Origin of the sequence: Pyruvatibacter mobilis, assembly GCF_012848855.1 — a bacterium.
Classification (GTDB): domain Bacteria; phylum Pseudomonadota; class Alphaproteobacteria; order CGMCC-115125; family CGMCC-115125; genus Pyruvatibacter; species Pyruvatibacter mobilis.
On the sequence record NZ_CP051630.1, the window covers coordinates 2,181,770 to 2,200,204 of the forward strand.

General features: G+C 65.2%; 18 protein-coding genes. 4 read left to right on the forward strand and 14 right to left on the reverse strand.

Annotated elements, in window-relative coordinates; genetic code table 11:
- Positions 1 to 15: 15 nt before the first annotated feature.
- Entirely contained in the window at positions 16 to 615 is a 600-nt protein-coding gene (locus HG718_RS10165; protein ID WP_160588316.1) for a hypothetical protein, read from the reverse strand.
- 224 nt (positions 616 to 839) lie between these two features.
- Between HG718_RS10165 and ispH the strand changes: the two genes are divergently transcribed.
- The 3 genes from ispH to rnhA all read left to right on the forward strand — a co-directional run bounded on the left by ispH (position 840) and on the right by rnhA (position 3,296).
- Positions 840 to 1,811: a 4-hydroxy-3-methylbut-2-enyl diphosphate reductase gene (gene ispH, locus HG718_RS10170; protein ID WP_160588318.1), complete on the forward strand. Its 972-nt coding sequence runs from the start codon at positions 840 to 842 to the stop codon at positions 1,809 to 1,811.
- 85 nt (positions 1,812 to 1,896) lie between these two features.
- The gene (locus tag HG718_RS10175; RefSeq protein WP_160588320.1) at positions 1,897 to 2,862 is read left to right on the forward strand and encodes a homoserine kinase; all 966 of its coding nucleotides are present in this window, start codon (positions 1,897 to 1,899) and stop codon (positions 2,860 to 2,862) included.
- Positions 2,862 to 3,296 (forward strand): ribonuclease HI, encoded by a 435-nt coding sequence (gene rnhA, locus HG718_RS10180; RefSeq protein ID WP_027840778.1) that lies wholly within the window; start codon positions 2,862 to 2,864, stop codon positions 3,294 to 3,296. The genes HG718_RS10175 and rnhA overlap by 1 nt, the downstream gene beginning before the upstream one ends.
- Before the next feature lie 67 nt (positions 3,297 to 3,363).
- On the opposite strand, the gene HG718_RS10185 is transcribed toward rnhA, so the two are convergent.
- Positions 3,364 to 3,849: a peroxiredoxin gene (locus HG718_RS10185; RefSeq protein WP_027840777.1), complete on the reverse strand. Its 486-nt coding sequence runs from the start codon at positions 3,847 to 3,849 to the stop codon at positions 3,364 to 3,366.
- A gap of 145 nt (positions 3,850 to 3,994) precedes the next feature.
- Positions 3,995 to 5,026, reverse strand: a complete 1,032-nt coding sequence (locus HG718_RS10190) for a protein-disulfide reductase DsbD domain-containing protein (RefSeq protein WP_160588322.1) — start codon at positions 5,024 to 5,026, stop codon at positions 3,995 to 3,997.
- A 181-nt stretch (positions 5,027 to 5,207) separates the two neighbouring features.
- On the opposite strand from HG718_RS10190, the gene HG718_RS10195 reads away from it, so the two are divergent.
- The gene (locus HG718_RS10195) at positions 5,208 to 5,816 is read left to right on the forward strand and encodes a YqgE/AlgH family protein (RefSeq protein WP_036264331.1); all 609 of its coding nucleotides are present in this window, start codon (positions 5,208 to 5,210) and stop codon (positions 5,814 to 5,816) included.
- 37 nt (positions 5,817 to 5,853) lie between these two features.
- Here HG718_RS10195 and HG718_RS10200 read toward each other — a convergent pair whose 3' ends face one another.
- From HG718_RS10200 to ctaD, 11 genes are all read right to left on the reverse strand, one after another.
- On the reverse strand, positions 5,854 to 9,006 hold the full coding sequence (locus HG718_RS10200; RefSeq protein WP_160588324.1) for a putative bifunctional diguanylate cyclase/phosphodiesterase: 3,153 nt from the start codon (positions 9,004 to 9,006) through the stop codon (positions 5,854 to 5,856).
- 365 nt (positions 9,007 to 9,371) lie between these two features.
- Positions 9,372 to 9,959 carry a GNAT family N-acetyltransferase gene (locus HG718_RS10205; RefSeq protein ID WP_160588326.1) on the reverse strand — a complete coding sequence of 196 codons (588 nt, stop codon included), beginning with the start codon at positions 9,957 to 9,959 and terminating at the stop codon, positions 9,372 to 9,374.
- Between the two features lie 120 nt (positions 9,960 to 10,079).
- Positions 10,080 to 11,345 carry a M16 family metallopeptidase gene (locus HG718_RS10210; RefSeq protein ID WP_160588328.1) on the reverse strand — a complete coding sequence of 422 codons (1,266 nt, stop codon included), beginning with the start codon at positions 11,343 to 11,345 and terminating at the stop codon, positions 10,080 to 10,082.
- On the reverse strand, positions 11,342 to 12,736 hold the full coding sequence (gene thrC / locus HG718_RS10215; RefSeq protein WP_160588330.1) for a threonine synthase: 1,395 nt from the start codon (positions 12,734 to 12,736) through the stop codon (positions 11,342 to 11,344). Before thrC ends, HG718_RS10210 begins: the two co-directional genes overlap by 4 nt.
- Positions 12,737 to 12,873: 137 nt before the next feature.
- Positions 12,874 to 13,596: an SURF1 family protein gene (locus tag HG718_RS10220; protein WP_160588332.1), complete on the reverse strand. Its 723-nt coding sequence runs from the start codon at positions 13,594 to 13,596 to the stop codon at positions 12,874 to 12,876.
- 4 nt (positions 13,597 to 13,600) lie between these two features.
- The gene (locus HG718_RS10225; protein WP_244617753.1) at positions 13,601 to 13,999 is read right to left on the reverse strand and encodes a DUF983 domain-containing protein; all 399 of its coding nucleotides are present in this window, start codon (positions 13,997 to 13,999) and stop codon (positions 13,601 to 13,603) included.
- Between the two features lie 22 nt (positions 14,000 to 14,021).
- On the reverse strand, positions 14,022 to 14,873 hold the full coding sequence (locus HG718_RS10230; RefSeq protein ID WP_160588337.1) for a cytochrome c oxidase subunit 3: 852 nt from the start codon (positions 14,871 to 14,873) through the stop codon (positions 14,022 to 14,024).
- 84 nt (positions 14,874 to 14,957) lie between these two features.
- Entirely contained in the window at positions 14,958 to 15,569 is a 612-nt protein-coding gene (locus HG718_RS10235; protein WP_205345691.1) for a cytochrome c oxidase assembly protein, read from the reverse strand.
- 15 nt (positions 15,570 to 15,584) lie between these two features.
- Positions 15,585 to 15,758: a hypothetical protein gene (locus HG718_RS10240; protein ID WP_170080203.1), complete on the reverse strand. Its 174-nt coding sequence runs from the start codon at positions 15,756 to 15,758 to the stop codon at positions 15,585 to 15,587.
- Between the two features lie 13 nt (positions 15,759 to 15,771).
- On the reverse strand, positions 15,772 to 16,680 hold the full coding sequence (locus HG718_RS10245; protein WP_027840768.1) for a heme o synthase: 909 nt from the start codon (positions 16,678 to 16,680) through the stop codon (positions 15,772 to 15,774).
- Positions 16,681 to 16,788: 108 nt separating this feature from the next.
- Entirely contained in the window at positions 16,789 to 18,402 is a 1,614-nt protein-coding gene (ctaD, locus tag HG718_RS10250) for a cytochrome c oxidase subunit I (RefSeq protein WP_027840767.1), read from the reverse strand.
- Between the last annotated feature and the right edge of the window lie 33 nt (positions 18,403 to 18,435).

An 18,435-nucleotide genomic window follows, 5' to 3' on the forward strand; every position in this document is an offset into this window, starting at 1 on the left:
ACGCGGCTGGTCGGCCTAATAGCGTGCCCTGCGGCGGTTTTCTTCCACTTCGTGGGGCGTGAGCTGGAAGCCGATGATGATCTCGTAGGCAGCGCCGTTTTCCTCGCCCACCTCAATTTCCATGTTCTCGAAGGTGCGCGTGTAGACCACCGAGCGCTGGCCGGGGGCGAATTCCACCTCGGCATCGAAATAGGTCTTGTCCATCACCGATTCGCCGTCCTTGGTCAGTGCCACGAAGACCGGAGTCGACACCACGCTGTTGCGGGCGGCGGGGCCGAGATCGACGGACATGCTCAAGGCATAGTCGACGCTCACCACCGTCTCGTCATAGTCGCAGATGGTTGCCACATCGAGCAGCTCCCAGCGATAGGCCACGTCGGTGATGTCGCGCCCGCCGCTGCCGCGGTAATCCACCTTCATGCGGGCATCGGCCAGGATGCCTGCGCCGGGGCAGCCGCGCTTAACCACCTGCTCGCGGCTTTCGCCGCTCCACCAGCCACAGCCGGCCAGCACCAGCGCGAGGCCCGTTGCCGCCATTGCCTGTCCCCAGGAGCGTGTGAAAGTGGTGGTCATCGATAAGCCCATGATCTGATTGTTGTTTCTTCCGTCGGCCATGCGTCGTTTGGCGCCTTGACTTGGGAGGCGGGAAGCCGCACTTACGCCTTATCTGTCGCACAGGATGCGACGACACGGCCCCGAGGGCGGCGGGAGGCGAACAGTAGCCAAGCGCCCTTCCCCCGGCAAGGTGGCTCCGGCACAGCGGCCAAGGCCGACGCGGCCTTTCAGCGGCCGCCGCGCCCCGCCCCGGACACCCTCGGCCCCGACGGAAAGAATGTTACGTGACCCACAAGCCCCTTCTCTCGATCCGCCTTGCCGCACCGCGCGGCTTCTGTGCGGGCGTGGACCGCGCCATCCTTATGGTGGAGCGGGCAATCGAGAAGTATGGCGCGCCGGTCTATGTGCGCCACGAGATTGTGCATAACCGCCATGTGGTGGAAGGGCTCGAGGCCAAGGGCGCGGTCTTCGTGGAAGAGCTCGAGGAAATCGCCGACAAGACGCGGCCGGTCATCTTCTCCGCCCACGGCGTGCCCAAATCGGTGCCGGCGGATGCCGAATCGCGGGGCATGTTCTATCTGGATGCCACCTGCCCGCTCGTCTCCAAGGTGCATGTGGAGGCCAACCGTCACCATGACGAAGGCCGCCACATCCTTATGATCGGCCACAAGGGCCACCCGGAAGTGGTGGGCACGCTGGGCCAGCTGCCCGAAGGGGCCATCACCCTGGTGGAGACGGTCGAGGATGCCGATGCTGTCTCGCCGCCGGACCCGATGAAGCTCGCCTATGTGACGCAAACCACCCTGTCGCTGGACGACACGCTGGATATCGTCAACGCGCTGACACGCCGGTTCCCGGCAATCCGCGGGCCGCACAAGAACGACATCTGCTACGCCACCACCAACCGCCAGGCCGCCATCAAGGCAATTGCCGAGGCCTGCGACATGATGCTGGTGGTGGGTGCGCCCAACTCATCCAATTCCGTCCGGCTGGTGGAAGTGGCGCAAAAGGCGGGCTGCCCGGAAGCCCGGCTGGTGCAGAAGGCCGACGAGGTGGACTGGGAGGCGCTTGACCGCGCCGTCACCAGCAAGGACGGCCGTTTCGTCCTTGGCATCTCGGCAGGCGCGTCCGCACCGGAACTGCTGGTGCAGGACGTGATTGCCGAAGCGCAAGCCCGCTTCATGGTGACGGTCGAGGAAGTGACCGTCTCCTCAGAAGACGTGATCTTCAAGCTGCCGCGCGCCCTCACCGCCTGAGGCCTCTTTCCACGGCCTGCTCGCTGCCTGCGGAAAATCAGAAAAGCCCATTGGAATTCCGGGCGCGGGGCTGATACCAAGCGGCATGGCGGTTTACACGGACATTTCGGACGAAGAGCTGACGGCGCTTGTGGAGCGCTATGACATCGGCACGCTTCAGTCTGCCAAGGGCATTGCGGAAGGGGTGGAGAACTCCAACTTCCTGCTGCACACCACCGTCTCCCCGTTCATTCTCACACTGTATGAGAAGCGCACCTCTGAAAATGATCTGCCCTTTTTCCTGGGGCTGATGGAGCATCTGTCGGCGCGCGGGCTCTCCTGCCCGGTGCCGGTGCATGCGCGCGACGGGTCGGTCCTGCAGCGCGTGGCCGGACGCCCGGCTGCGCTGGTCACCTTCCTTGAAGGCATGGACGTGAAACGCCCCCGCGCGGAGCATTGCCAGCAGGTGGGCATGGCGCTGGCGCGGCTGCATGAGGCGGGCGCGGATTTCGGCATGACGCGGGCCAATGCCCTGTCCGTCGACGGCTGGGCGCCCCTGGCAGCCACGGCCGGGGACCGGGCCGACACGGTTGCGGAAGGGCTGGCTGCGCTTATTGCCCGCGAGCTTGAGCTTCTGGCCGGCAGCTGGCCGAAGGACCTGCCGACCGGGGTGATCCACGCGGATCTGTTCCCGGACAATGTGTTCTTCATCGGGGCGGAGCTGTCCGGCCTGATCGATTTCTATTTCGCCTGCACCGATGCCTTTGCCTATGACATTGCCATCTGCCTCAACGCCTGGTGCTTTGAGGCCGACGACAGTTTCAACGTCACCAAGGGCCGGGCGCTGCTGGCCGGGTACAACAAGGTGCGTGCGCTTGAGCCGGAAGAAGCTGACGCGCTGCCCCTGCTGGCGCGCGGAGCGGCCATGCGTTTCCTGCTGACACGCCTGGTGGACTGGCTCGACGGCCCGCAGGATGCGCTGGTGAAACCGAAGGACCCGCGTGAATATCTCAAGCGGCTGCGGTTTCATCAGCACGCAGTGAGTGCTGCTGATTATGGATATGGTGGGTAATGACGCGGGTTGACGTCTATACGGACGGGGCATGTTCGGGCAATCCCGGCCCCGGCGGCTGGGGTGCGGTTCTGATCTCCGGCGGCAATGAAAAAGAGATTTCCGGCGGCGAACCCGGCACCACTAACAACCGCATGGAGCTGATGGCCGCCATCATGGCGCTGGAAGCGATGAAGCGCCCGGTGGAGGTTCATCTGCACACGGACTCAACCTATGTGCGCGACGGCATCACCAAGTGGATCCATGGCTGGAAGAAGAACGGCTGGAAGACCGCAGCCAAGAAGCCGGTAAAGAACGCCGATCTATGGCAGCGCCTCGAAGAGGCTGCCGGCCGCCACAAGGTTGAGTGGCACTGGGTGAAGGGCCATGCCGGCCACCCGCAGAACGAGCGCGCCGATGAACTGGCGCGCGGCGGCCTGGAAGCCTACCGATAGCAAAACGCTCCCTCCCCGGCCGGGGAAGGAGCGCTTGGTCTTGCTGTCGCCTGAGGGCAATTACCGCTCAGAGCTGGCCCATCATGGTTTCGGCGCCGGAGGCCTTGGCCTCGCCGGGATTGCTTTCCATGTTGAGGCTCTTCACCACGCAATCGTCGATCAGCATGGAATAGCGCTGCGAGCGGGTGCCCATGCCGAAGCCGGAGCCGTCGAAATCGAGGCCCATGGCCTTGGTGAGATCGCCATTACCGTCACCCACCATGGTGACCTTGCCGCCGGCGCTCTGCTGCTTGCCCCAGGCATCCATCACGAACGCATCATTGACCGACAGACAGATGATGTCGTCGACGCCCTTACCCTTGATATCATCCGCATGCTGAATGAATCCCGGCAGGTGCTGGTTTGAGCAGGTCGGTGTGAAGGCACCGGGCAGCGCGAACATCACCACCTTCTTGCCCTTGAACAGGTCACCTGTGGTGACCGGCGTCGGGCCGTTCTCGGTCATGATTGTGAGGGTTGCATCGGGGATGCGGTCGCCAACACTGATGGCCATTTCGGGCTCCCTTTGATCCTGGCTATGTGCCCGGCGCGGCTGGCGGCGGGCTTGTTCCCTGGTGCACCGGCAGAGCCGGTGACGTTCGGCGGCATTTAAGCCCACAGGCGGGGGACAAGGCCAGAGCAAATGCCCCCCGGCCCTGTCAGTGGCTGCCGGACCCGTCGCGCGGCGGCAGATGCAGTTCGAATTGCTGGGCCCAGACGGGTTTCATCGCGCCGTCCGGCATCGGGCCGAGGTCCGCGAGGGTGACGCGGAAGCTGCCGCCGGTCTGCGCGAGGCCCTGGGCATCGCGCAGGGGCTTTGCCGGCAGCATGAATTCCGCAGCGTCGCCCTCATATGTCATGTCCAATGGCCCGAGATAGAGCGTGCCCATGCCGCCGTCATCGCCGGGCATTGGTTCGGCAATCAGCACCGGGGCAGCAAGCGGCGCTGACGCGCTGACGCGCAGATGCAGCCAGTCCTGGCCGTCGCGGGTGACGATGTCGGCGGCTTCTACCCGCGCCTCATGATCAGCGGGCACCATGGCCTGCCAGCGGGCGATGAGGCCGGCGAATTCCGTCGCACCGCCGGAGCGGGCAGGCAAATCGAGTTCAGCACTGGCCTCGACGGGAATGCACAATTCCTCGCAGGCCCCATAGACCACATCGGCCGTCAGGGTTACGGGCCGCGACGGGTCTGCCAGGGTCACGCTGAGGGGGAACACGACCCGGTCCTCATAGCCGAAGCTGATATCGCCCGGCAGCTCGAACCGCTGCGGCATGGGATAGGCCACCTCCACAGCAGCGACGTTCCGTGAGCGGGAGAAATCGAAGACCGGCGCGATGCCGCTGTCACCGGGATTGCGCCAATAGGTCTTCCAGCCGGGTGCCAGCGTGATCTCGACGCCTGCGGCAATTGCCGTCTCACCGGGCAGCGGGGTGCTGCCCGTCCGGGCCGCGACCAGCCGCAGGCTTGATGTCATGGCCTTGTCCCATGCGCTGGCACCCTCCGGCGCGCGCTCGCCGAACAGGCGGCTCGTCAGGGACCGGTCTGCCGCATGGCAGGGTGACGCGCCTGCCGACATCCCTGTCAGCAGGGCGACAAGCATGAGCACCGACGCGGTGACGGCGCGCGTGGCGATGGCGCGCGCGGTGAAAAAGCGGACAGGGCAGATGGCTGAACGACGGAACTGCATAATGACGCCATATTAGCGCTTAAAGCTGAACGCCAAGCTTCCGGACGGTCACCCTTGCGTGAAGGAACTGGCTTCACAGGTCCGGTGATGTGCTCGGGCGTCCGGCCCGTGGGCCAATCGTTAACGCCAATGGGAAACGGGCTTTGGCCGGGTCCGGCACAGGAGGTAGTCTCGCAGCGTTATGGCATCAACCGATCCCTTCTCCCCCGCGCCCGGCGCATTCGGGCTGTCAGGCTCCCTGCAGGGGCGCTTCCTCATCGCCATGCCCGGCATGGAGGACAGCCGCTTTGCGCAGTCGGTGGTCTATATGTGCTCGCACAGCGATGAAGGGGCGATGGGGCTGATCGTCAACAAGCTGGCGTCGCACATTTCCTTCCCGGATCTCCTGAGCCAGCTACACATCCAGACCCAGAGCCTGTCGCCGGTGGATGTTCCGGTGCATGTGGGCGGCCCGGTGGATACCGGCCGCGGCTTCGTGTTGCATAGCCGGGACTATGGCGGCACCGCCAGCACACTGCCCGTGGGCGACGGTGTGGCGCTTACCGCCACCACCGACATCCTGCGCGCCATCGCCGACGGCACGGGGCCGGACCGCTATCTGCTGCTGCTTGGATATGCCGGCTGGTCTGCGGGTCAGCTCGAGGCCGAAATCAAGTCCAATGGCTGGCTTGTGAGCGACGCCGCACCGGAGCTCGTCTTCAAGGCGGAGACGGATGACAAATGGGCCGCCGCGCTCGCTCATATGGGTGTTGATCCGCTGCTGCTGTCGGCGGACGCCGGCCACGCCTGACCTTCATTCCGGCACGCGGGACTCGTTCTTTGCGCCGTCAGTCCTGTTGACGGGCGATGAGGTCATGCGTGTCGCCGGCTTCCATCGGCTGGCCGAACAGGAAGCCCTGGCCATAAGTGCAGCCGAGCTGCTCGAGCCGATCGCGCACTTCTTCGTCCTCCACCCCTTCTGCCACCACGGAAAGGTGCAGGCCGTCGGCCAGGTTAAGGACCGACTGCACAATGGCATCTGGCTCATCAGTCCGCGCCATCGCCTGCACGAAGCTCTTGTCGATCTTCACCACATCAAAGGGGAAGCGTTGCAGATAGCTGAGGGACGCGTAGCCCGTGCCGAAATCATCCAGCGCCAGCTTCACGCCGAAGCCCTTGATCTCCTCCAGCACACGCGCCGCCATGTCCGGATTGTTCATCACCAGCGACTCGGTGATTTCCAGCCGCAGGCTGCCGGACGCGATCTTACTGCGCGCCAGAAGGTCCTCGATCCGGGCAGGCAGATCATCGAGCAGCTGGCGGCTTGAAACATTGACGCTGACGAACAGCGGCGGCTGCTGCGGGAAGTCCGCCTGCCAGGTGGCGAGGTCGCCTGCGGCCAGCTCAAGTACATGGCTGCCGATCTGGTTGATCAGGCCCGAGCGCTCCGCCACCGGCACGAATTCGTCCGGCGAGATGAGGCCGCGCGACGGGTGCCGCCAGCGCACCAGCGCCTCAAACCCCGCAAGGCGCCCGGATGCCAGGTCCACGATGGGCTGGTAGGCCAGCAGAATTTCGCCGCGCTCAAGCGCCCGGCGAAGGCTGCTTTCCGTTTCAATCTCGTCATCCGCCGGACGCATGTCGGGGCTGAACTGCAGCACCGTATCCCCCTGCCGCTTGGCAAGACGCAAGGCCAGGTCAGCTTCTCCCAGCAGGGTCTCCCCCCGCTCGTGGTGCGGTTCGCGGATGGTGAAGCCGACGCTTGCCGTGGGGAAGATTTCGCGCCCGCCAACCTCAAGCGGCTGCGAGATTGCCTCCTGCACCAGCCGGGCAATGTCGGCGGGGCCGGTCTCGTCGGTCCAGCCGGCCACCAGCATGGCAAAGGTATCGCCATCAATGCGGGCCAATGTGTCTTCCGGCGCGATAAGCGCGCGCAGGCGCTGGGCCAGTGCCTGCAGCAGCGTGTCGGCCGTGTCATGGCCGAGGCTCTCATTCACCTGCTTGAAGCGGTCGATATCAGCCAGTACCAGGGCGATGCGCTCATGGGTGTTCTGGGCGCGCAGGCAGGCGCGGTGCAGGCGGTCCACGAAGAGCGGCCGGTTGGCGAGACCCGTGAGCGGATCATGCAGCGTTTCGCGCACAAGGCCCGCCTGCGCCTCGTGGCGTTCGGTGATGTCGGCGATGGTGCCGACAACGCGGCGGGCAAACCCGTCCTCGCCGGCAAAGCAGGTGGCGCGAAGTTCCAACCAGCGGCTGCCCTGCACCGGTTCGGCATGCTCCAGCCGCATCTCGAGGCTGAAATTGGCGTTGCCCAGTTCCACATGCTCGTCCAACACCTGCGACACATGCCGCCGGTCATCGCGATGGACGCGGGCCATCCAGGTCTCGAAGCGGCCGCCGAGGCTGCCGGGCACGAGGCCCAGATGTGCTTCCAGCGACGGGTCCACATAGAGCATGCCGGTGTCCACATCGAGGTCCCACACGGCTTCGCCCGCCCCGGCCAGGGCCAGCGCGCTGCGCTGCTCGGCGCGAATGGCATCCGCGTCAGGCAGCTTGAGTTCCGGTGTTTCCATGTGCGTGGCGGCATGGGGAGAGGTCGCCTGCCCTGCCGGGCCGGCATGGTCCCCTGCTCCGCCGGTGACCATCCTGGAGGCCGTGGCCATGGTCTTGCGGGCGGCAAGGCGCGCCGCGTTGAGGGTGGACGGTCCTGCCAGCGCGTAGGCGGCGATGAGAATGCCGAGCACCGCAAGCGCGTGGATGATCATCTCGACAGCGGGCGATCGGGGCATCAGGCCCTGGGTCGCAAAGGCAGCGAGGATGGCGGCGAGTGCAATAAGTGCCCAACCGGCGCGCAACTCGCCTGCTGCCGGGGTCATGCGCGGCATCAGGCTTTCCTCTGCATTGCGGCCGGCGGTCAGCGCCGCCACGCCGCCCAGCGCCACGGCAAAGGCGATGAGGCGGATGAAGGGAATGCCGATGGACGGCAGCACCAGCACCAGCAGCGCTGCGGGCAGCACGCCCCACCCGGTGAGCCGGGCAAGCTGCTCCCGGTCCGGCGACAGGGCGCGGATACGCTCGGTCGCCAGCACATGGGCCGCAGCGCCTGTTGCCATGGCCAGCATCACGGCGGTCATGCGCGCATCCCAGGCGGCACTCCAGCCGAAGGTGCCCGCCAGATAACCCTGCGCGGCCAGCTCATAGGCCAGCGCGCCGCCGGTCAGCAGGGTGGCCTGCCAGACGGTGCCGTGGGGCATGGTGCCGGAGGGGCCGGCGGGCCCGCGCAGATGATGCGCCAGGTGCTGGGCCCATTGGGCTGCGAAGAAGGCAAAAGCAATCGCCAGCGCGCCGACCACGAGCCCAGCGAAAGAGGCACGGCCCGCTTCCGCTGCCGTCAGGGCTTCCGGCTGCCACAGGGTCACCGGCGTGGGTGCGGAAGCCCCGAAGGGGATGGCGAAGGTGGTGGTGGTGCGCGGCGGCAGGGTCAGCAGCGCCCGCGTATCGCCGCTGCGTGCCGAGGCTCCGGGCACCGGCTGCGGCAAGGGATGGTCGGCAGGCGTGATGCGCCAGCCGCCAAGCTCCGACAGGGCGCTGCGCACCGGGGCAATGCCGGATGCCCACAGGGCTGAACGGTCGATGGACAGGATACGTTGCTGCGGCTGCTCCAGCGGGTTCTGCAGGGCGAAGACAAGCCACACGCGGGCGAAATCCGCTTCGGTGTCCAGCATCACCAGCGGCACCGGGCCGGGCAGCACGGCTTCACGGTCCGCCGGCAGGCGCACGATCACGGAGGTGAGGTCCACCTCAGGCTGCGCGGGATCAACCACCACAACCGGGATGGTGTGCGGGCCGGGCAGACCTTCGGCGGGCATGCCGGAAAAATCCGCCTCAGGCATCTCCTGCTCAACGGCGGTCTTACCTTCCCCTTCGTCTTCATCACCGGCGGTGGTGCCGGGCCGGGCATCGAAGATGTCACCCTCTTCGGCGGGAGACGCGGCAGGCACCGCCGGGCGGCTCTCCTGAGCCTGCAGGGGCACAGGTGCCGCTAGCACTCCGATGCAGACAACAAGGGATGCGACAAGGACCGCAACAGGGGCTGCAACCGGGCGTGAGGCGCGCGGCCAGGCCCGGACCCGGGCATGGCTAGGGGAGCGCAAAAACGGCAACTGGTCGAAAATGCGGATGAGGCTGCCCTTTCCTGTCGCCCGGCTCTGGTTCCATTTCGGGTGCCGTCCAGTCCGCCCGCTCACACCCCTCGGGACACGCATTTTCAGGATGCGAATCAAAAGGCTGCGGGGCCGAAACACCCATGTCCTTGGTAGCGTCCCGGTCCTGCGTCTGACAAGCAGATGCGCCCCCCGCACGCGCCTTACGGACGCGGATCGGTGGAGAGGATCGCGAAGAGCAGATGGTCCCGCCAGGCCCCGTCGATGCGGAGGTAATTGCGGGCATAGCCTTCGCGGGTGAACCCGCAGGCCAGCAGCAGCCGCGCCGAAGGCTCATTGCTGGGCAGGCAGGCGGCCTCAAGCCGGTGCAGCTTCAGCTGATTGAAGACAAAGGGAATGAGGGTGCGCACGGCCGCACCGGTAAATCCCTGCTGCTTGTAGGGGTCCCCCACCCAGTAGCCGAGCGAACAGGTCTGCGCGACGCCGCGGCGGATGTTGGACAGGGTACAGCCGCCAACGAGCCGCCCGGTACGCGAGGAAAACACGAAGAAGGGATAGGCCGCATCGTCCCGCACGTCACGGCCATAGCGGCGAAGGCGGCGGCGGAAGGCCGTGCGGGTCAGATCATCGGCAGGCCATGTCGGCTCCCAGGGCGTGAGGAAAGCACGGCTGCGGGCCCGCAGCTCCGCCCACTCCGCATAGTCCCCCTGGCGCGGCAGGCGCAGGGTGACGCCGTCTCCTTCCAGGGCATAGGCATCATCACCGGCGCTCCGGTGCCTCAGCAGGGCCATGCATACGCCTCCCAGCGTCCTGATCGTCGGCTGCCTGCGGATGCGGCAGCTTGTGTCCGGATTTTGCCGCGCCGGGGACGGAGCTGGCAAGCAGGGCGCGAGCCTGCGCTTCTCTTCCGGTCAGCCCGAACCGTAGGCGGCGGCGATGCGCTGCGCGGAGGCCGCCGGATCCCCCGGCCCCACGATTGACACCGTGGCCTCCGCCTCCGCCGCCACGCGCTGCATGAAGGCGCTCACATCTTCTGCGGTGACCGCTTCAAGACGGGCCACCAGTACTTCGGCGGGCAACACCTCACCAAACACCACAAGATGCCGGGCAATCTGTTCAGCGCGCGAGGCACAGTTCTCGAGGCTCATCAACAGCCCCGCCTTTGACTGGGCACAGGCCGACGCAATTTCGTCCTCGGTCACGCCCTGCGCCATGGCACAGATCTCGTGGCGGATCACGTCCGACAGATCGGCAACGTCTTCCGGCGCCGTGCCCGCATAGACGCCGAACAGGCCCGTCTCGGCAAAGCCCCAGCTGTAGGCATAGATCGAGTAGCACAGGCCGCGCCGCTCGCGGGCTTCCTGGAACAGCCGCGAAGACATGCCGCCGCCGAGAATGGTGGAGGCGATGTCCGCTGTGAAGAACCCGTCGCTGCCGGTGGGTGCCCCCTCGAAGCCCAGCACCAGGTGGGTCTGGTCGAGGTCGCGGGCGCGGGTCGTGATGCCGCCCTGATAACGGGCGGGCGCGAAGCTGCTGGCCTCGCGGCCATCGCTCATGCGGAAGGCATCTGCCGCCATGGCGCAGAAACTGTCGTGATCAACGGCCCCGGCCGCGCTCAGGATCATGGAGCCGGGCCGGTAATGGCCCGACAGATATCCGCGAATGCTGTCCACCGTCATGGCACGCACACTGTCACGCGTGCCGAGGATCGGACGGCCAAGGGGCTGATCCGGGAAAGCTGTTTCGGACATCATCTCGAAGACGAGATCATCCGGCGTGTCTTCCGCTTCGCCGATTTCCGACAGGACCACGCCCTGCTCGCGCGCCAGCTCTTCGGGTTCCAGCCGGGAGTTCTCGATGATGTCGCCAATGAGGGTTACCGCGAGCGGCACATCCTCGGCCAGTATGCGGGCCGCATAGACCGTGTTCTCGTGGCTGGTGGCCGCATTGAGCGACCCGCCGACGCGTTCGATCGCGCCGACGATCTCGGCCGCCGAGCGCGTTGCCGTGCCCTTGAAGGCCATGTGCTCCAGCATGTGGGCGATGCCGTGCTGGGCCTGTGTCTCATGGCGCGCGCCCGCATTGACGGTCAGCGCCACGGCTGCCGTCATGATGTTGGGCATGGGATCGGTGACGACCGTCAGGCCGTTATCGAGGCGGGAGACCCTGACCGTCATGAAGCGCGCGTCTTTTCCTCGACGAAGGCCTGGACGGCGGCGAGGTCGTTCGGCAGCGCGGTCATCCGCTCTTCGCGGTCGAAGAGATCATCGAGGTGCGGCGGCAGGGCCGGGTGGAGGCCGGTGGCGGCTTCAACGGCAGCGGGGAATTTGGCGGGATGGGCGGTTGACAGCGTCACCATCGGGGCGCCTGTCGATACCAGCACGTCGCGCGCAGCAGCCAGGCCAACCGCCGTATGCGGATCGATCAGCATGCCGAGCGTCTCATGCACCTGCTTCATGGTGGCGTGCATGGCGTCATTGCTGACGCGCGCGGACCCGAACTCCTCGCGCATGGCGGCAAGCCCGTCTGCCTCGACGGTGAAACTGCCGGATTGCTTGAGGCCGTTCATGGCGGCGCGCACGCGGGCAGCGTCCCGGCCATAGACCTCGAACAGCAGGCGTTCGAAATTGCTCGAGACCTGAATGTCCATGGACGGCGCGTCGGTGGGCGTCACGCCCTCCACGGTGTAGGCCCCGGTCTTCAGGGTACGGTCGAGAATGTCGTTGATGTTGGTGGCGATCACCAGCCGGTCGATGGGCAGGCCCATGCGCTTGGCGACGTAGCCTGCAAAGATATCGCCGAAATTGCCGGTGGGCACTGAGAAAGACACGGGGCGGTGCGGTGCGCCCAGCGTGGTGGCTGCGGTGACGTAGTAGACCACCTGCGCGAGGATGCGGCTCCAGTTGATGGAGTTGACCGCGGCCAGCTTCACCCGGTCGCGGAACGCCAGATCGTTGAACATCGCCTTCACCAGCGCCTGGCAATCATCGAAATTGCCGTCGAGCGCGATGTTGTGGACGTTGGCAGCCTTCACCGTCGTCATCTGCCGGCGCTGGACGTCCGACACCCGGCCTTTCGGGTGCAGCACCACCACATTCACTGCGTCAAGCCCGGCAAAGGCCTCGATGGCAGCCCCGCCCGTATCACCGGACGTTGCCGCGACAATGGTCACCTGCTCGCCGCGCTTGGTGAGCACATGGGAGAAGAGCTGGCCGAGCAGCTGCATCGCCAAATCCTTGAAGGCCAGGGTCGGCCCGTGGAACAGCTCAAGCAGGAACTCGTTTGCGTCTAGCTGCGCCAGCGGCGCAACAGCCGGATGGGCGAAGGTGCCATAGGCAGCTTCAACCATGCTGGCGATATCGTCTTCTGGGATAGACGGGGCAAAGGGCCGGACAACGCGCGTGGCCACGTCCGTGTACGGACGCCCGGCCATCTCAGCGAAATCCGCGGCGCTGAAGGTTGGCCAGGTCTCGGGCACGTAGAGGCCGCCATCACGGGCGAGGCCCGAGAGGAGCACGTCTTCAAAATCGAGAACCGGGGCGTCGCCGCGGGTTGATACGTAACGCATGTCGTGTTGCCAGGCTTGCTGGAGTTTTCCTGATGCACCAGGGGGCGTGAAGTCGTGCCCCCGGGCATGAAGCGGCGCACCATAGGCCGCGAGGCTTTGCCGGGGCAAGGGCCGGGGCAAGCGCCCGGTGATCCGGCCTATTTCAGGCCGATGCGCCCGCGGGCGATGTGAAAGGCCAGCCAGACGCCGACCAGCGTGGCCGCAAGGCCGTACCAGGTGAAGGCATAGCCCAGATGCGGGTTCTTCAGGGCCAGCCGGGTCTGTCCCCCAACCGGATAGCCGCCAGGCACGGGTGCCGGGCCTGCATCAATCATCAGGGGAAAGACCGGGGCAATGCCGAGCTCCTGCGCGATGCGGTCCACCGGGCGGTGATACCAGACATTGCCGTCAAGGTCGGGTTCCGGCGTGAAGGCATTGGCGTCTTCCGGCGTGATGGCGATGCCGGTGAAAGCCACCGGCCCTTCGATCTGCCCTTCGGTGCGGGTGGCGGCCGCCTTGCGGCTCACCGGCACGAACCCCCTGTCCACAAGCACGTGGCCGCCACCCTCAAGGGCCAGAGGGGTGATGACGTGATAGCCCGCCTCCCCGTCTATGGAAGTGATGTAGGCATGCACCTCGCGCGCATGGTCGAACGTGCCGGTCACGGTGACGGGAGTGTAGGTGAAGGCCTCCTGATCAAGGTTTGCCCAGGCGTCACGCGGCGGCAGGGGTTGGGGGTCGGCCGCAAGGCCCGCCTCTATGCGGGCCAGCAGGCCTTCCTTCCAGGCAAGACGGTCCATCTGCCAGTTGCCGAGGCCGATGAGAATGACAAGGGCCACGGCGCCCAGCAGGGTCGGCCACAGCATGGGGCGGAAGGTCATGGGCTCAGCCTTCGGTCGTCGGATGCTGGCGGCCCTCGCGGGCGCGGTTGTGGAATTGAAGCGCGATCAACACGCCCTTGAAGGGGCGCAGCAGACCGACAGGCACACCGATGCCCAGCGGCAGGAAAATCAGCGCATGCAGCCAATAGGGCGGCTGATAGGTCAGCTCGACGAACAGAGCCAGGCCGACAATCAGGAAGCCCGCGATCAGGATGATGAAGACCGCCGGCCCGTCCCCTGCATCGACCTTGGTGTAATCGAGATGGCAGGCGGGGCATTCGGGCGCCACGGTGAGGAAGCCGTCGAACAGCTTTCCCTGCCCGCAACGCGGACAGCGCCCCCGCAGCCCCGCCACGAAGGGCGAAACCACGGGAGCGCTGTCATCACGTTCAAACTCAGCCAAGGTGTCCCCCGGCGTGGATGGCTTAGTGGGCTGCCGGTGTGCCCGCGCCCCACACATAGATGGCGGCGAACAGGAACAGCCACACCACGTCCACGAAGTGCCAGTACCAGGCAGCGGCTTCAAAGCCGAAATGATGCTGCGCCGTGAAGTGGCCTGCATAGGCGCGCAGCAGGCACACGGCGAGGAAGATGGTGCCCACAATCACGTGGAAGCCGTGGAAGCCGGTGGCCATGTAGAAGGTGGCGCCGTAGATGTTGCCGGAGAAGCCGAAGGCCGCGTGGCTGTATTCGTAGGCCTGCAGGAGCGAGAACAGCACGCCAAGCGCCACAGTGAGGATCAGGCCCCACTTGAGACCGTTGCGGTCACCCTGCTGCAGGGCGTGGTGGGCCCAGGTCACGGTGGTGCCGGAGGTCAGCAGGATAAGGGTGTTCATCAGCGGCAGGTGGAACGGGTCAAAGGTCTCGATGCCGACCGGAGGCCACACGCCGCCGGTGGCTTCAACGCGGGCATACTGAGCCACTTCACCGGTGAACAGGCTGGCGTCGAAATAGGCCCAGAACCAGGCCACGAAGAACATGACCTCAGAGGCGATGAACAGCACCATGCCGTAGCGGTGATGCAGCTGCACGACCGGGGTGTGATGGCCCTGGTGTTCGGCTTCCTTCACGACGTCACGCCACCAGCCGAGCATGGTGTACAGGGTCATGGCGAGGCCAATGAAGAACAGCCAGGAGCCTTCCATGCCGAAGGTGCCCGGCTTCATGGCCACAACGGCGCCCAGCATCATGACAAAAGCGCTCACGGAGCCGACGAACGGCCACGGGCTCGGGTCAACCAGATGATAATCGTGATTCTTGGCGTGTGCGTCGGCCATGAATGCCCCCGGGTCTCTTCTCTTTTTCAATGCATTGAAGCGGTGCGCTTATAGCGCGCCGCCCCATGCTTGTCGTTAGCTATATCAGCTTCCGTTGGCGGCTGCAGCCTGGGTGACCGAGGCCGTTTCGGGAATGCTGATGGTTGGGTTCGCTTTCTCATAGAACGTATAGGAAAGCGTGATGGTGGTGACGTCATCCATCTGCGGATCATCGGCGATGGCCGGATCAACGAAGAAGGAAACGGGCATGTCGATCTTCTCGCCCGGCATCAGCAGCTGCTCGGTAAAGCAGAAGCAATCCACCTTGGCGAAATAGACGCCGGCCTTCTGCGGCGTGACATTGTAGGTCGCGGTGCCGACGATGGGGCGATCGGACAGGTTCTCGGCCGAATAGAAGGCCAGGCCGTCAGCGCCCACATTGATGTCGGTGGACACCTGCTGCGGCTTGAACTGCCAGTTCAGCGCCCGGTTGGTGTTGGCGTCAAAGCGTACCGTCACCACGCGGTCGAGAATCACGTCGGAAAACTCAGCCGATGCCTGCGTCGTGCCGCCATAGCCGGTGACCCGGCAGAACAGGTCGTAAAGGGGCACCGCCGCATAGGCCATGCCCACCATGCCGCCCACAATGAGGGCGCAGGCGAGCACGATCTGCTTTTCGCGCTTCTGGACGGGGGAGTTCATGGTTGATGCGGTCATGTCTCAAGGCCTTCGCTAATAGGTCCGGTCTGCGACGTTACCGCCGAGCCGCACGAGTGTCATTGCGAAGAAAAGTCCCACCAGGACAAACAGTGAAATGGCCACGGCGATGTTGCGGCGGCGCAGTTTCTTTTTCTGCTCCGGCGTCAGGGTCACCGCATTCAGCTCTGTCTGGTGCTCGTCACTCATACTTCGCGTGATCCTAGACCCATGCAGCAACAGGCGCGAGACCCGCCATGCGCTCGATCAAAAGCGAGGCGAAAAGCGCAAAAAGATAGAAGATGGAGAAGCCGAACAGGCGCATGGCTGCAGAGCGGGCCTCATCGCCCTCACGCTTGCGCCACACCTGGACGGCCAGCCACAGGAAGCCTGCTCCGAGGCCCACGGACATCAGCGCGAAAAGGGGACCGCCGAAGCCGAGCAGCAGCGGCGAAACCCCGAGCGGCACAAGCGCCAGCGAATAGACAAGGATCTGCGTGCGCGTGGAATCACCGCCGGCGACAACCGGCATCATCGGCACACCGGCGCGGCTGTAATCATCGTTGCGCACAAGCGCCAGCGCCCAGAAATGCGGCGGTGTCCACATAAAGATGATGGCGACGAGCACCAGCGGCTCAACCGCAAGACCGCCGGTAACGGCAGCCCAGCCGATGGCCGGCGGCAAGGCACCGGAGAGACCGCCGATGACGATGTTCTGCGGCGTCGCGCGCTTCAGCCACATCGTATAGACGACGACATAAAAGAAGATGGTGAAGGCCAGCAGGCCGGCGGCGAGATAGTCCACCAGTGCCGCCATCACGAACACGGAGGCCGCGGACAGCGTGGCCCCGAAAGCGGCCGCGGATTGCGCCGAGACGATCCCCTTGGGGATCGGCCGCTTGGCAGTCCGGTCCATCACGGCATCGATATCAGCGTCCCACCACATGTTGAGAGCGCCCGATGCGCCCGCCCCCACCGCAATGCAGAGCAGGGCGGTGATGGCGGTGAGCGGGTGGATATCACCGGGCGCGATGAGCATGCCCACCAGGCCGGTGAAGACGACAAGCGACATCACGCGCGGTTTCAGCAGCGCGAAATAATCCGCGATGTCGGCATCCAGATATCCCGCCATGTCCGGGCGGGAAGCAGAAACGGAGGCCCGGTCGGGGCCTCCGCCTGCGGATGAAACCGTGATGTCGCTCATCTCTAGCGTGTCATCCCTAGCGTTGTCTCGGGCTGCCTACTTGATACGCGGCAGCGTGGAGAACTGGTGGAACGGGGGCGGCGAGGACAGGGTCCATTCGAGGGTCGTCGCACCCTCACCCCAGTAATTGTCGCCAACCGGGCGCTTGCGCATGAAGGCTTCCAGAACGCCGTAGAGGAAGATCAGGACAGCGAAGGCCGAGATGTAGGAACCGATCGAAGAGATGTAGTTCCAGCCGGCATAGGCGTCCGGATAGTCCACGTAGCGGCGCGGCATGCCCGCAAGGCCGAGGAAGTGCTGCGGGAAGAAGATGAGGTTCACGCCGATGAACGTCACCCAGAAGTGCAGCTTGCCCCAGAACTCGGAGTACTGAACACCGAACATCTTGCCGAACCAGTAGTACCAGCCGGCGAAGATGGCGAAGACAGCACCCAGCGACAGCACGTAGTGGAAGTGCGCCACCACGTAATAGGTGTCGTGCAGGGAGCGGTCGACGCCGGCATTGGCCAGCACCACGCCCGTCACACCGCCGACGGTGAACAGGAAGATGAAGCCGATGGCCCACAGCATGGGCGTCTTGAACTCGATGGAGCCGCCCCACATCGTGGCGATCCAGGAGAAGATCTTCACGCCGGTCGGCACCGCGATCACCATCGTGGCGAACACGAAGTAGGCCTGCGTGTCCACATCAAGGCCGACGGTATACATGTGGTGCGCCCACACGATGAAGCCGACGCCGCCAATCGCCACCATGGCGTAGGCCATGCCGAGATAGCCGAAGACCGGCTTCTTGGAGAAGGTGGAGATGATGTGGGAGATCATACCGAAGCCCGGCAGGATGAGGATGTACACCTCGGGGTGGCCGAAGAACCAGAACAGGTGCTGGAACAGGATCGGGTCACCGCCACCTGCGGGATCGAAGAAGGTCGTGCCAAAGTTACGGTCGGTCAGCAGCATGGTGATGGCACCAGCCAGAACCGGCAGCGACAGCAGCAGCAGGAACGCGGTGATGAGCACGGACCACACGAAGAGCGGCATCTTGTGCAGGGTCATGCCCGGCGCGCGCATGTTGAAGATCGTGGTGATGAAGTTGATCGCACCAAGGATGGAGGACGCACCCGCCACGTGAAGGGCAAGGATGGCGAAATCCATGGCCGGGCCAGGCTGGCCGGAGGTCGACAGCGGCGGATAGATCGTCCAGCCACCGCCCACACCGTTGCCGCCGCCCGGGCCGGGCACGAACAGCGACAGCACGAGCAGACCAAGGGCTGCCGGCAGGAGCCAAAACGAGATGTTGTTCATACGCGGGAAGGCCATGTCCGGCGCGCCGATCATCAGCGGCACGAACCAGTTGCCGAAGCCGCCGATCATGGCGGGCATCACCATGAAGAAGATCATGATGAGGCCGTGGGCCGTCACCAGCACGTTGTAGAAGTGGTAGTCGCCACCCAGGAAGCCGTCACCGGGGAACTGCAGTTCCGCACGGATGGCCACGGACATCAGGCCACCGATCACGCCAGAGATAATGGCGAAGATCAGGTACATCGTGCCGATGTCCTTGTGGTTGGTGGAATAGGCATACCGCCGCCAACCGGTGGGGTGATCCTCGTGGTCCCCGTGGGCGCTGGTGTGAGTTGCGTCGCTCGCCATCGGTTTCGTCCTCTAAGAGAGCTTGTCTTTATC